Genomic DNA, 13,246 nt, shown 5'->3' on the forward strand with positions numbered 1-13,246 from the left:
TATGGATCACAGCAAAGCCCTGGAAAAAATCAAGAAACTCCTGCGCCTAGCGGCGAGCGACAACCCGCACGAAGCTGCAGCAGCGATGCGGCAAGCTCGTGCCTTGATGGAAAAGCACCGCCTTGAGGAGTCAGACATACAGCTCTCCGAGGTGTACGAGTGTGCAGCCCGTAGCGGCTCGAAGATCAAACCAACGCAATGGGAAGCCAACCTGGCCAGCGCGGTCACTAAGGCTTATGCCTGCAAAGTGCTGTTCATGGCGGGCATCGGTGAATGGCGCTTTATCGGTGAACTGGCAGAGCTGGCCAGCTACACCATGACGCTGTTACTGCGCCAGGTGCGCCAGTCCAGACGCGACTTTATCAACACTCAGTTGAAGCGATGCAAGGCCGCGACCAAGACCAAGCGCGCTGATGTGTTCTGCGGAGCCTGGGTGTGGGGTGTTCGCCAGCAGGTTATGGCCTTTGCCGGTAACGATGAACCATCACCAGCCGCAGTGGAGTACATGCTCAAACATCACCCCGAAACTGTGCAGTCCAGCGGACGAGACCGCAATGCCAGCAAGGGCAACGGCGTACGTTCGTTAACCGATGCGATGCACGGCATCCTCGCAGCAGGTGATGTGCGTCTGAACCATGGGGTCAACGGACAAGAACAGCTTGCACTCAACTAGCGCTCAGCGAGCGCCGTGTTAGCGAAGGGGAACGCAATGAACACACGAAACACCCAGCTCAGCAAAATTCATATCGCTAAAAAAGACCTCGGCCTGGACGACGAAACCTACCGTGCGTTGCTGGACCGGATTAGTGGTGTTCAATCGGCGAAAGACTTGAAGCCTTTGCAGATCGGGGCCGTGCTGGCTGAGCTGCAGCGTCTTGGATGGAAGCCCAAACGCGCCAGTAAGGCGGGCCGCAAGTCGCCAGTTACGCCAGTTGATCGCCAGAAATTGATGAGCAAGGTTGGCGCTTTTCTGGCTGAGGCCAAACGTACCTGGGCCTACGCGGACGGCATGGCATTGCGCATGTTCAAGGTAGAGCGTGTCGATTGGCTGGATTCAGAGCAACTTAGAAAACTGGTTGCTGCCCTCACATACGATGCCAAACGGCACGGGAGACCGACGCAATGACTGACCAACTGTTCCCGGATGACTCCGATAAGCTCGACCCGAACAAAGTACTGGCTCACATGCAAGATCCAACAGTCCTGAACCGCTGGGAAGGGACGCTGAGAGAGATGGTAGAAATCGCCGAAGCCAAGCTAAACGGGGAGATGAAAGAAGGTGCTACGGCTGCTGAACTGGCACGGCACGTAGTGTTTGCGATCTGCGATGCCCTGGGCGGCTCCGTAATTTACCTGCCTCGGGGCGACTCGTTGAAGCGGGGAATGCGGGACGCCGCGATCTTTCATGACTGGAAAGAAAAAGGACTCCAACCGTTAGAATTAGCCAGAAAGTATCGCCTCGTGAATCAAACCATCTATGACATCATCGCCAAGCAGCGAGCCCTGCATCGCAAGAGTGAGCCCGATCTATTCGGCTTTGAAGACATTGAAAAAGGGAGCATCCACTGATGAATGATACACAGTGGTTTTATGAGAACCGAGGGGAGCGAGTTGGGCCGTTTGCCGAACAAGAAATTAAAAATCTTATAAGGGCGAACAAGATAGGTCGGGGCACGCTCGTTTGGTATACAGGTATGTCGAAGTGGATGACCATCGAGACGAGTGACCTTAAACAGGAGTTTTTGGCGACACCGCCTCCTCTGGCTGGAGACAGAATTTCTGATTTGTGGGTTTGGTTAATCGCATTGACCCCGATTATTTTTATTGGCGGTCAATCGCGATATTTGGGGGCTGTCGCAACAACCGTTTGGCTAGTGAATGTAGGCTGTTGCTGGTGGGATATAACAAACCTCCGAAAGGCTGGCCATAAAAGCCCATCTATATGGTGGAGCTTCTTTTGGGGATTGATCTTTATTTACCTCTATCTACGCTCCCGGCGATTAGGAAAAAGCCAAGCCCCTCTGGTTGTATGGCTGTCTTTGATTCTTGTGGTGCCTCTACTTTTCCACATGCTGCAAAGATCAACATTCTGAGTGTGCCCCGCCCTTGAGCGGGGAACCTTCTTACGCGACGACGAAACTCCAACACTCCCCACTACGCGCGAAGCTAGCTCCGTTCCCCATGACGGCAGGCTCGTACCATGCGCACAGATCCCGCTTCCCCAAAAGCCTTCCGGCCCAACCGGCCGCGCCAATATGCACGGCTCATCCTTGCCGCTGGGGATGACCTTGCTCGTGATGTCCTCCTAAGTAAAGTCCCCGCCGACTGGCTGGACTTAGTGCAGGCGCATGTTTCCCAGGGTGAAGCGCATATCCAGCAGCACGTGCGCGAGCAAGAGAAACTTCGCCCACCTGTAACTACCACCCGTCCGGCTACCACCACGTACCGCGAGCCGGTGTATGTCCCTGGTAATGCCGTAGTCGCAGCACGGCACCTGAATGCTTTGCGTGCATCCCTAAATTCCTCACGAGCGAACCCATGACTCCTTATTTCTTGAAGCGGCGTCCCCGTGCGCCACGTATGACCGACTGGACCATCATCACGCTGATTCTGTTGATCGGATTGGCATTGGTGGCTCCGACAAAACTGCCGGTAGTCCTCTACAAAGCTGGCCTGGTAACCCTGGGCGGTGTTCTTGGCTACTGGATCGACCGGGCGCTGTTCCCCTATGCCCGTCCGAACAGAGTAATGCGCACCGCACAACCGCTGGCCGGTATCCGCCGCGCACTGGTCGTGCTGGCCTGCGTCCTCGGCCTGACCTTGGGGCTCTGAATATGCGCAGAGTTCTTCTATATATAGGCGCCGGATGCCTGGCCACAATTGTCGGGCTTGCCTTATCCACTTTTGCGCGTGCCGAAATCCCTGCCGAGGCAGAGCATTACCGCCGTGACTTAACGCGTATCGCCCAGGCCGAGTGGGGCCTGGATGCTCCCGTGGCCACGTTTGCCGCGCAGATCCATCAGGAAAGCCGCTGGAAGTTCGACGCGAAATCGCCTGTCGGTGCGCAAGGCTTGGGCCAGGTGATGCCCTCGACCGCCACTTGGCTAGCCAAGTTATTCCCCAAAGCTCTCGCCAAGGTTGAGCCGTATAACCCGGTTTGGTCTATGCAAGCACTGGTCAGTTATGACCGCTGGCTGGCGGATCGGGTCCAGGCACGTACGCCCTGTGATGAGGGCGCCATGATGCTTTCTGCATACAACGGCGGTCTGGGCTGGGTGATTAAAGACCGCAAGTTGGCATCGGCTAAGGGCGCCGATCCGCTGACTTGGTTCAATTCTGTCGAGCGGTTCAACAACGGTCGCTCGGCCGCTGCCTTCAAGGAGAACCGTCAATACCCCCGTCTGATCCTGTTGCGGTGGGAACGGCTGTATGAAGACGCAGGCTGGGGAAAAGGTATCTGCCTATGAAAAGCCTGTTCCTGAAATCCCTGCCGATCCTGGCCATTCTTTTCGTCCTTGGCATGGCAATTAAAGTGCTCGATGACTTTGGCCAGTCCAGATACGACGCCGGTTATGCCTTAGCAAAGTCTGAGGGAGACAGGGCACTTGCGAAGGCAGAACAAGCGCGTGCAGAGGAAAAGCAGAGCGACGCCGAAGCGGCGACCAGTGCCGCGCAACAGGCCAATGCAGATCTTCTTAAAGAGCAGGCCAGGAATGACCAATTGGCTGTCCAGCTCTCCGACACGAAAGAAAGTCTGCGCAAAACCACCGACCGACTCAAAGGAGATATTGCCCGTGTTACCACACTCTACCGTCGCGCCCTGGATGCGAAACCTGAGCCGCTGCCTGTTGCTGTGTTCACCACTGGCTTTGTCCGCGTGTGGAACACAGCCAACGGAATTGCCGCCACTCCCCCAGTGCAAACCCCGAACAGCTCCAGCCGAACTCCTGCGCCTGCCAGCGGAACCGGAACCACTGATGACCTCGACTCAGGCGTCACCCAGGAACAACTCCTGACCAACCAGGTGCGTAACGCCGAGCTGCATGGCGTTTGCCGGGCGCAGCTCACAAGCCTGATCAATTGGACACGCAATGAAAGCAAGTGACTACGCGAGCGTACTCGAAGCTCTGCACAACGAAAGCGCTTTAGCGACTCATTTGGCACAGCAAGAAGTTTTAACAGGCCCCTCGGCCGAGTTTTGCCAGGTGGCTGATTGCGACATGCCGATCCCAGAAGAAAGGCGCCAGGCCATACCTGGTGTGCAACGTTGCGCGCAGTGCCAAACACGTCGCGAAAGGAGCAAGGCTTGATGGCGACCTTTGAAATGCCTGTGTGGCAGATGATCAGTATCGCTGTGACCATTCTCGGCGCCTTTGTCGGTGTGATGAAAATGCTCCTGGTGCAAATGGAGCGGCGCCTAGATCAACGGTTTGCCGTGGTCGACAAGGACAGTGAACGGCTGCGTCAGGTTGAGATCGGGTTAGAACGCCTGCGCGGAGAAATGCCTTTGAACTACGTCCGCCGCGAGGATTGGGTACGCAACCAATCCATTATCGAAGCCAAGCTCGACGGCCTGGCACTCAAGTTAGAAAACGTACAGCTCAAAGGACTACGTTGATGAACATCGATCCAGCCAAGGTGCGCCGGGAATCCCTGCGTTGGTACATCATTCTCACCCTCAACACGTCGAGGCCCGTTGATCCTCATGAAGCTGTGGTGCTGTCGACTATCCAAGGCATCTTCCCCGACGCCACCAGCCTGGAGCTACGGCGCGAACTGGATTATCTGGCCGACCGTAGCTTGGCGACCTTGAAGAAACAATCCAGCGGAGCATGGATCTGCGGCTTGACCCACTATGGCGTCGACGTGGCCGAGTACACCATCGACTGTAATCCAGGTATCGCACGACCAGAAAAATACTGGAGCTGACGCCATGCCCCCGCGCAGCAAAGTCGCCAGCCTGCCCAAGTCGGTCAAAAACTGGCTCGATAAGGCGTTGGCCGAGAACAATTTCAGCGACTACGAAACCCTGGCCAACGAGCTGTCGAACCAGGGTTTTTCGATCAGCAAGTCGGCACTGCATCGTTACGGTCAGGACTTCGAGTCCAAGCTCTCCGCTTTGAAGATGGCCAGCGAGCAGGCTCGCGCTGTGGTGGCCGCTGCCCCAGATGAAGAAGGTGCCGTCAATGAAGCGTTGATGCGTCTGGTCCAGGAACACCTGTTCAAGCTGCTGATGAGTGATGGCGATCAAATGGACTTGCCCAAGGTGGCCAAGGCCGTCGCGGAACTGGGCAAGGCCTCGGTGGTGCAGAAGAAATGGCAGGCCGAGTGGCGGGAGAAGGTCGAAACAGCAGCGGCCCGCGTTGACAAGATCGCTAAGAAAGGCGGCATGACTCAGTCGACAGCTGACGAAATCCGGCGCGAAATCCTGGGGATGGCATCGTGAGTGTCCCCCTTATCCTGGACAGTACCGCCACCCTGGTTGCCCCGGCAGTGCTGCTCGACTACCAAAAAGAGTGGATCGGCATCCGTGCCCCACTCAAGGTGGGCGAGAAGTCACGGCGTATCGGCCTCACCTGGGCCGAGGCGGCAGATAACGTCTTGGTCGCAGCATCCGAAAAGTCGGCGGGAGGTCAGACCGTCTATTACCTGGGCTACAACCAGGACATGACTGTGGAGTACATCCAGGCATGCGCCATGTGGGCGCGAGCTTACAACTATGCCGCTGAACAGATCGAAGAAGGCATCTGGCCCGACAGCGATCCAGACAAGCACATCAAGACTTACACCATCGGTTTTCCCAGCGGGCACCGCATCGTCGCGCTGACCAGTCGCCCATCCAACCTGCGAGGCCGTCAGGGTGTTGTCGTGATTGACGAAGCCGCGTTCCACCAGGACTTGGCCGAGTTGCTGAAAGCCGCTCTGGCGCTGCTGATCTGGGGCGGTGAAGTACATGTAATCAGCACCCACGACGGCACGGAAAACGCCTTCAATGAACTGATCAACGATATTCGGGCAGGCAAGCGCAAGGGCAAGCTGTTCCGCTGTTCGTTTCGTGAAGCTGTGGCCGATGGCCTTTACCATCGGGTTTGCCTGCGTAAAGGTATTGAGTACAAGCCTGAGGAAGAAGCGGCCTGGGTTCAGGATGTATATGACTTCTACGGAGAAGCTGCTGAGGAGGAACTTGACTGCGTTCCCTCACAGGGCGGCGGCGCCTTTCTCAGTATGGCCCTGGTCGAACAGCGCAGTAACCGCGTCGTGCCGGTGCTGCGTCTGGCGTATCCGCAGGGCTATGAAACCACCGCCGAACCCCTGCGCTTGGCCGAATCCCTGGAGTGGTGCGAAGAGCATCTGCTCCCGCTGCTGTCGGCCATCCCATTGGACGTACAGAGTTTCTATGGCATGGACTTCGCCCGCTCCGGCGACCTCTCGGTCATCTGGCCGCTGCTCAAAGAGCAGAACCTACGCAAACGCACACCCTTTGTGGTCGAGTTGCGCAACGTCCCGTTCAAACAACAACGGCAGATCAAGTTCTACATCATCGACCGCCTGCCCAATTTCCTCAAAGGTGCAGATGACGCCAGGGGCAACGGCTCGCAGCTATCGGAAGAAACCGCCATCGAGTACGGCTTCAACCGCATTGAACGGGTGATGCTCACCGAGGGCTGGTATCGCGACAACATGCCCCCGTTCAAGGCATCCCTGGAAGACGACACCTTCTACGACATCCCGGCCGACAAAGACGTGGTCAGCGACGTTCGCGCCTTCCGCATGGTCAAGGGCGTCGCCCGCATCCCGGAAAAGCGGACCAACGAGAAAGGCGAAAAGGCCGGACCTAAACGTCACGGCGACGCCGGTATCGCTGCTGTCCTGGCCGACTACGCGTCCCGCCAGGAAGTCGAGATCATCGAATATCACCGAGTCCAGCCTGCATCCCAGCATGATCGCGAGATCCAGATCGGCGCCGGTTGGCGCTCCAAAAAAGGCATTTGGTAATGGCTGAATCCAAAATCGTCGACCAATACGGTCGACCGATCCAGTACGACAAGCTCACCGAGGAGTTGGCCGCTGCCCAAACCACCGGCATCCGTCAGGTTTGGCATCAGTCGGTGGCCAGCGGCCTAACGCCTGGACGGCTCGCCGCCATCCTGCAGGGCGCCGCCGAGGGCAACGCCCACGATTACTTGACCCTTGCCGAGGAAATGGAAGAAAAAGATCTGCATTACGCCTCGGTGTTAGGTACCCGCAAACTGGCAATATCGGGCTTGGCTATTCGTGTCGAAGCCGCTAGCGACGACGCAGAGGACGTGCGCCGGGCTGACCAGCTCAAGGAAATAGTCGACTCTCCGGAGTTCGGTGAACTGCAGGCCGACCTGACCGACGCCATGGGCAAAGCCTATGCCGTCTCCGAAATCATGTGGGACCGCAGCGGCAAGACCTGGAATCCTGCGCGCTTTGAACCAAGGGACCAACGCTTCTTCCAGTTCGACCGCGACACCGGCCGGGAGCTGCGCCTGCTAGATGAGGCTGACATGGTCAACGGCGTGGCCTTGGCGCCTTACAAGTTCATTGTCCACCTGCCGCGCATCCGATCAGGCCTACCGATCCGGGGTGGCCTGGCACGACTAGCTGCTGTGGCTTACATGTGCAAAGCCTGGACCTGGAAGGATTGGATGGGCTTCGCCGACATCTTCGGCATGCCCATGCGCGTTGGGCGATACGGACCAGGTGCCAGCAAGGACGATATTGCGACCCTCATGTCGGCGGTGGCCAACCTCGGCAGCGATGCTGCAGCTGTGATCCCGGACAGCATGCGCATCGACTTCACCCAGGCTGCGAACGTGGCCGGCGCCGGTGACTTCTTTAAAGGCCTGGCCGAGTGGTGGGACAAGCAGGTCAGCAAAGCCGTGGTCGGCCAGACCATGTCCACTGACGATGGGTCCAGCCAGGCCCAGGCGACGATCCACAACGAAGTACGACTGGATCTGCTGCAGGCTGATGCCAAGGCGGAATCCAATACGCTGAACCGCTACTTTGTGCGGCCCTGGTGCGATCTGAACTTTGCACCAGGTCGAAATTATCCAAAGCTGATTCTTGATGTGCCCCAGCCTGAAGACATCAAGATTCTTATCAGCGCCTTGAAGGAGCTGGTGCCACTTGGATTGAGGGTCGAACAGTCGGTCATTCGCGACAAGCTCAATCTCCCAGCCCCGGCTGCAGGCGCGGAGGTGCTGGGGGCACCTGTGGCTGTGCCTTCTAAGGCATTGGCTCAGGCGGCTAACAGTGAGCAGACGCCGGCCAAGCCAAAGGTAGCGCCGGACATCGTGGATAACCAGGTGCAGACGATGGAGCGATCAGTGGGGGTGTACATGGATGACATGGTCGAGCAGCTCAAAGAACTGCTAGACACAGTCCATAGCCTGGAAGAGTTTCGGGATCGGTTGATTGAAGCCTATCCGCTGATGACCACCATCCAGTTGGCGGACGCCATTGCCGACGGTTTGGCTGCTGCCAGCCTGGCTGGCCGCGATGACATTCTCAGGGGACTTTAGTCTCTTCGGACGAAAGTGTCGTTTCAAGTATTGTGCGAAATGTTTTAGAACGGTCAGGAATCGCCAGCATTGTCTCAATATCCGCATCATATGCGGCCACATCGAAACCTGGTTGTCGTTTGATCGCAATGACAATTGCTGAGACGGCCAAGCCGAAGTCAGCAAGGAGGGTTGTCAGAACCACTTCTAGGTGTTTTTCGTTAATAGACATGAATCACCCCTTCGTCGTATTGGCTACTCGAAATTGACTCACCGCAAAAACAGTGCGCTAGGCAAGGACTATAAATGGCTGTCTCTCATGGTTCACTACCTTTCAAGGAACAGATTGACTATTTCAGAGGAAAGGTCGACCTGCCAACCCGCGCCTGGACGGACGTTTACGCCGCTGAGCACGACTACGCCTTTGTCGTGGCCGGTGCCGTAAGACGCGATCTGCTGACCGATCTACGCGGCGCGGTGGAAAGGTCCATCGCCAGCGGGACTACCCTGGAGCAGTTCCGCAAAGACTTTGACCAGGTCGTGGGTAAACATGGCTGGCAGTACCAGGGCGAGCGTGGTTGGCGCACCAATGTCATCTGGGAAACCAATCTGCGCCAGTCCTACAACGCTGGGCGCGAAGCCCAGATGGCAGACCCGGAATTGCGCAAGCGCCGCCCCTACGCGGTTTACCGCCATGGCGACAGTGCCCACCCACGGCCCATGCACTTGTCCTGGAACGGCACCACACTGCCGCTCGATGACCCGTGGTGGGCAACCCATACCCCGCAAAACGGCTGGGGCTGCAAGTGCAAGAAGTTCATGCTCTCGGCCAGGGACGTGGAGCGCCAGGGCCTGACGATTGGTCCGGCGCCCGCCGTTGAGTGGGAGGAGCGGGTTATTGGCACGAACAGCCCCAACGGCCCACGCACTGTACGAGTGCCTAAGGGGATTGATCCAGGTTTCGAATACTCACCAGGACAGTCCCGACTGGCGAACTCCGTGCCCCAGCTGCGCACCCGTGACCTTGTGCCCTCGCCGTCAGCAGCTCAAGCCCCTGGGCAAGGGTTGCCTAACCGCCAGCCGAGTGGCCCTTTACCGCAACCTCGCCCGGTACCAGCAAAGCGCCTGCTCCCTGCCAAAGTGCCTGCAGCGAATGCTGTAACCCAGTTCCTGGGCGAGTTTGGCGCCGCCGATGCGACACCTGCAGTATTCCGCGATGTGACGGGTGATGCCCTGGTCATCGGCCGGGAGATGTTCAGCGGTGCCAAAACCGGCGCAATAGCGTTGCCTCAGGAAATCAAAGCACGTGAACTCCTCTTGTTGGCTGAAGCCATCAAGACGCCCGACGAAATATGGGCACGTCTGGAATGGCAACCCGACCAGGGCAAGGCGGTACTACGCCGCCGCTTCCTGGCGCACGTCCAGGTAAAGGGTAAGGCCGAGCCTGCCGTGGCCGTGTTCGATCAGGGCGCGGACGGCTGGACCGGTGTCACCGGGTTTGTAGATGACAGTGAGCAGTACCTTGAGGCGTTGCGCCTGGGCGTTCTGCTTTATCGGCGTACCGAATAGGAGCAACACATGGCCGGTTCAATGCTTGAGGTATCCGTTGATACAACGTCGGTGGGCAAGAGCCTGGATGACCTGATCGAGCGCTTGGGCGATCTGACGACGCCACTCAACGACATAGCCGAATACCTGCACCAATCCACGGATGACCGCTTTCGCCAGCAGGTCGCCCCGGACGGCTCGCCTTGGGCGCCGCTTGCACCGTCGACCCTGGCCCGCAAGAAAGGTGGTCGCATCCTGCGTGAGAAAGGCACGCTGCAGGACACTCTGCGCCACAACGTCAGCAACAACGAACTGGCGTTTGGCACTGATCGGGTGTACGGCGCTATCCACCAGTTGGGCGGCAAGATCGAGCATGCAGCCAGGTCACAGCAGGTCTACTACCGTCAGGGGAAAGATGGATCGGTGGGCAACCGCTTTGTGAAAAAGAACAAATCCAACTTTTCCCAGTGGGCAACCCGAGGTGCAAGCTCTACGGAAATGCAGGCCCGGCCATATCTTGGCCTGTCTTCGGAGGATGAAACCGAGATCCTGGCCATCGTGGGCGATTACCTCACAGAAGGCTTTACAGGTTGATCGCCTGTAATCGTTTTTGCGGCGCGCTGAGCTGTTCGCGGTACATCCGCCGCCGATAGGGTCAGCAACAACCGTTAGACCCGCGTTAGATTGGCTCAGAATGCCAACCGCAACGCGCCCGTGAGACACGATTCCCCATTCTCTACGTATAGAATGGGCTGACGGTGTATCCCCCCAGGGGTGCAACACGGATTAAAACCTTACGCCGCGCCGAAACTCCCCGCCTTCGATAGCCCGCCGACACTGGCGGCATGAAAACTCAACTCGCCGTTAACTCAGAGATCTACAGCTCCGTCGAGCTTTCCGATGGGAAGGCGCCCGAGTGGGTGGAACTCATTCCCGCAGGCCCAACCGTTGTTGGCCGTGACGGCCGCACCTGGCTGTTCGACGACGTGGCCCATCAGTTCGTGCAAACCAACTTTTCCAGCCGGGCAATCGATTTGCCCATCGACTGGGAGCATGCCACCCAGCGCCGCGCCCCTCTTGGCCAGGAAGCACCGGCCGGTGCTTGGATCAAACAGTTGGAGATACGCGACGGTGCTTTGTGGGGCCTGGCCGAATGGACGCCACGCGGCGAACTCCAGGTAGAAAACAAAGAGTACCGATTCCTTTCCCCTGTTTTCGATTACGACGATGAGACCAAACGCATCGTGCGCATGGTCAGCGCAGCACTTACCAACATCCCCAACCTCGTCATGACAGCTCTCAATCAAGAGCAATTGGAGAATGTACCTGTGAAACCCTCACCAGAGCTTTTAAAGCTACTTGGTTTGCCTGAGACGGCGACCGCAGAACAGGTCTTTACGGCCACCACCGCCAAACTGAACGCTACTAACCAGGCACTCAACACCGAGTCGGGCAACCTGGAGCGGTTCGTGCCTCGCGCTGATTACAACGCGGTGGAGTCTCGCGCACTGAATGCCGAACAGGCACTCGCCGAGCACAAGAAAACAGAACACTCCAAGGCCGTCGACGCGGTCATTACTGCTGCCACTCAGGCCGGGAAGATCACCCCGGCGACCGTGGACTACCACCGCGCCATGTGTCAGGACGAAGCGGGCCTGAGTCGTTTCAAAGCCTTCGTGGATGCCGCGCCGGTTGTTGCTGACGCCAGCAACCTGGGCGGCCGCCAACCCGAAAACACCGTCACCGCGCTCAACTCCGAAGAGCAAGCCATGTGCAAGCTGTTGGGCGTAGATCCGGTCGATTTCGCGAAAACCAAACAGAGCGAGGTGTAAGCCGTGTCGCTGACCCAAGATCGTAATACTCCGATGAAGGATACCGAGACTCTGGTGATCCCCATCGCGGCCAACGTCCATATCTTCGCTGGCTCTCTGGTGGTCGCATCGGCCACCGGCTTTGCCGCACCGGGCTCAACGGCCCTCGGCTTGTCCTACTTGGGCCGCGCTGAGGAGGAAGTCGACAACCGAGGCGGTGCTGCTGGCGCTAAGCAGGTCGAGATCCGCCATGGCAAGGCATTCCTTTGGGCCAATGACGGCACCATCACTCAGGCGCACCTGTTCAAGCCCGCTTACATCGTCGATGACGAAACCGTTGCGGCTACTGATGCAGGCGGCACCCGATCCGCCGCCGGACGCATCGTCGGTATTGATGCCGACGGCGTATGGGTTGAGTAACTCCCTCTATATATAGGAGCGCATTGCGCATGTTAGTTAACAAAGCCTCGATTCAGTTGGCGTTCGTTGCCCTGAAAACCCTGTTCAACAACGCCTTTGCGGAAGCGCCCAGTACCTGGGAAAAGATCGCAATGAAGGTGCCCAGTTCTACCGGCAGCAACATTTACGCCTGGTTATCGGCGTTTCCAAAGATGCGCCGTTGGGTCGGGGAAAAGCACGTCAAGAGCCTGAAGGCTTACGCCTATACCGTGGAAAACGAAGATTTCGAAGCCACCGTCGAGGTCGACCGTAACCACATTGAAGACGATCAACTCGGCATCTACGCGCCCCAGGCACAAATGGCTGGATTCTCGGCCAAGCAGTTGCCCGATGAACTTGTGTACGAGCTGGTCAACGGTGCCTTCGACAACCTCTGCTATGACAAGCAGTACTTCTTCGACACGGACCATCCCGTCGGTAAGGGCAGCGTCAGTAATAAGGGGACCGCCGCGCTGTCTATTGCGACCCAGGCAGCAGCCAAGGCCAGTTACGGTGCGGCCCGTACTGCCATGGGCAAGTTCAAGGACGATGATGGCCGCCCATTGAATGTGCGGCCGACGATTCTGTTGGTCGGCCCCGGCCTGGAAGACACCGCTAAGGCGTTGCTGACTGCTGATCGCCTGGAAGACGGCAAGGTCAACCTCTACAAAGGTACTGCCGAGCTGGTTGTCTCCACTCGTATCATCTCGGACACCGCCTGGTTCCTGCTGGACACCAGCAAGCCTGTTCGCCCCTTCATCTACCAGGAACGCAAGGCGCCGGACTTCGTCCAGCAGACGGATCCGCAAGCGGACGATGTCTTCAGCCGTAAAAAATTCAAGTTCGGGGCAGAAGCACGGGCAGCCGGTGGTTATGGCTTCTGGCAACTGGCGTTCGGCTCGACTGGCGAGGCCTAAG

General features: G+C 57.9%; 19 protein-coding genes. 18 read left to right on the forward strand and 1 reads right to left on the reverse strand.

Annotated features, from left to right (window positions below):
- Position 1: 1 nt before the first annotated feature.
- From BLW22_RS10885 to BLW22_RS10945, 13 genes are all read left to right on the forward strand, one after another.
- Positions 2 to 673 (forward strand): DUF2786 domain-containing protein, encoded by a 672-nt coding sequence (locus tag BLW22_RS10885; protein WP_074846163.1) that lies wholly within the window; start codon positions 2 to 4, stop codon positions 671 to 673.
- A gap of 36 nt (positions 674 to 709) precedes the next feature.
- Entirely contained in the window at positions 710 to 1,126 is a 417-nt protein-coding gene (locus tag BLW22_RS10890) for a gp16 family protein (RefSeq protein ID WP_074846165.1), read from the forward strand.
- Positions 1,123 to 1,569, forward strand: a complete 447-nt coding sequence (locus BLW22_RS10895; RefSeq protein ID WP_074846168.1) for a Mor transcription activator family protein — start codon at positions 1,123 to 1,125, stop codon at positions 1,567 to 1,569. The genes BLW22_RS10890 and BLW22_RS10895 overlap by 4 nt, the downstream gene beginning before the upstream one ends.
- The gene (locus BLW22_RS10900; protein ID WP_074846171.1) at positions 1,569 to 2,093 is read left to right on the forward strand and encodes a DUF4339 domain-containing protein; all 525 of its coding nucleotides are present in this window, start codon (positions 1,569 to 1,571) and stop codon (positions 2,091 to 2,093) included. Before BLW22_RS10895 ends, BLW22_RS10900 begins: the two co-directional genes overlap by 1 nt.
- A gap of 445 nt (positions 2,094 to 2,538) precedes the next feature.
- On the forward strand, positions 2,539 to 2,832 hold the full coding sequence (locus BLW22_RS10905) for a putative holin (protein ID WP_083381358.1): 294 nt from the start codon (positions 2,539 to 2,541) through the stop codon (positions 2,830 to 2,832).
- Between the two features lie 2 nt (positions 2,833 to 2,834).
- On the forward strand, positions 2,835 to 3,467 hold the full coding sequence (locus BLW22_RS10910) for a transglycosylase SLT domain-containing protein (protein ID WP_074846177.1): 633 nt from the start codon (positions 2,835 to 2,837) through the stop codon (positions 3,465 to 3,467).
- The gene (locus tag BLW22_RS10915) at positions 3,464 to 4,105 is read left to right on the forward strand and encodes an efflux RND transporter periplasmic adaptor subunit (protein ID WP_074846180.1); all 642 of its coding nucleotides are present in this window, start codon (positions 3,464 to 3,466) and stop codon (positions 4,103 to 4,105) included. The genes BLW22_RS10910 and BLW22_RS10915 overlap by 4 nt, the downstream gene beginning before the upstream one ends.
- A gap of 115 nt (positions 4,106 to 4,220) precedes the next feature.
- Positions 4,221 to 4,310 carry a TraR/DksA C4-type zinc finger protein gene (locus BLW22_RS35955; protein ID WP_405045528.1) on the forward strand — a complete coding sequence of 30 codons (90 nt, stop codon included), beginning with the start codon at positions 4,221 to 4,223 and terminating at the stop codon, positions 4,308 to 4,310.
- Entirely contained in the window at positions 4,310 to 4,618 is a 309-nt protein-coding gene (locus tag BLW22_RS10925; RefSeq protein WP_074846184.1) for a hypothetical protein, read from the forward strand. Before BLW22_RS35955 ends, BLW22_RS10925 begins: the two co-directional genes overlap by 1 nt.
- Positions 4,618 to 4,929: a hypothetical protein gene (locus BLW22_RS10930; RefSeq protein WP_074846187.1), complete on the forward strand. Its 312-nt coding sequence runs from the start codon at positions 4,618 to 4,620 to the stop codon at positions 4,927 to 4,929. Before BLW22_RS10925 ends, BLW22_RS10930 begins: the two co-directional genes overlap by 1 nt.
- Before the next feature lie 4 nt (positions 4,930 to 4,933).
- Positions 4,934 to 5,446: a DUF3486 family protein gene (locus tag BLW22_RS10935; RefSeq protein WP_074846190.1), complete on the forward strand. Its 513-nt coding sequence runs from the start codon at positions 4,934 to 4,936 to the stop codon at positions 5,444 to 5,446.
- Positions 5,443 to 6,996 carry a hypothetical protein gene (locus BLW22_RS10940; RefSeq protein ID WP_074846193.1) on the forward strand — a complete coding sequence of 518 codons (1,554 nt, stop codon included), beginning with the start codon at positions 5,443 to 5,445 and terminating at the stop codon, positions 6,994 to 6,996. Before BLW22_RS10935 ends, BLW22_RS10940 begins: the two co-directional genes overlap by 4 nt.
- Positions 6,996 to 8,552 (forward strand): DUF935 domain-containing protein, encoded by a 1,557-nt coding sequence (locus BLW22_RS10945; protein ID WP_074846197.1) that lies wholly within the window; start codon positions 6,996 to 6,998, stop codon positions 8,550 to 8,552. Before BLW22_RS10940 ends, BLW22_RS10945 begins: the two co-directional genes overlap by 1 nt.
- Here BLW22_RS10945 and BLW22_RS10950 read toward each other — a convergent pair.
- Positions 8,539 to 8,763 (reverse strand): hypothetical protein, encoded by a 225-nt coding sequence (locus BLW22_RS10950; RefSeq protein WP_074846201.1) that lies wholly within the window; start codon positions 8,761 to 8,763, stop codon positions 8,539 to 8,541. The two genes, BLW22_RS10945 and BLW22_RS10950, sit on opposite strands and share 14 nt — an antisense overlap.
- 74 nt (positions 8,764 to 8,837) lie before the next feature.
- Between BLW22_RS10950 and BLW22_RS10955 the strand changes: the two genes are divergently transcribed.
- From BLW22_RS10955 to BLW22_RS10975, 5 genes are all read left to right on the forward strand, one after another.
- Positions 8,838 to 10,100: a PBECR2 nuclease fold domain-containing protein gene (locus BLW22_RS10955; RefSeq protein ID WP_074846203.1), complete on the forward strand. Its 1,263-nt coding sequence runs from the start codon at positions 8,838 to 8,840 to the stop codon at positions 10,098 to 10,100.
- Between the two features lie 9 nt (positions 10,101 to 10,109).
- Positions 10,110 to 10,673, forward strand: coding sequence for a phage virion morphogenesis protein (locus tag BLW22_RS10960; RefSeq protein WP_074846206.1), 564 nt, complete (start codon positions 10,110 to 10,112; stop codon positions 10,671 to 10,673).
- Positions 10,674 to 10,924: 251 nt separating this feature from the next.
- Entirely contained in the window at positions 10,925 to 11,911 is a 987-nt protein-coding gene (locus BLW22_RS10965; protein WP_074846208.1) for a phage protease, read from the forward strand.
- A 3-nt stretch (positions 11,912 to 11,914) separates the two neighbouring features.
- Positions 11,915 to 12,310 carry a hypothetical protein gene (locus BLW22_RS10970; RefSeq protein ID WP_074846211.1) on the forward strand — a complete coding sequence of 132 codons (396 nt, stop codon included), beginning with the start codon at positions 11,915 to 11,917 and terminating at the stop codon, positions 12,308 to 12,310.
- Positions 12,311 to 12,339: 29 nt separating this feature from the next.
- The gene (locus tag BLW22_RS10975; RefSeq protein ID WP_074846214.1) at positions 12,340 to 13,245 is read left to right on the forward strand and encodes a Mu-like prophage major head subunit gpT family protein; all 906 of its coding nucleotides are present in this window, start codon (positions 12,340 to 12,342) and stop codon (positions 13,243 to 13,245) included.
- Position 13,246 lies beyond the last annotated feature (1 nt).

Source organism: Pseudomonas marginalis (assembly GCF_900105325.1).
Classification (GTDB): domain Bacteria; phylum Pseudomonadota; class Gammaproteobacteria; order Pseudomonadales; family Pseudomonadaceae; genus Aquipseudomonas; species Aquipseudomonas marginalis.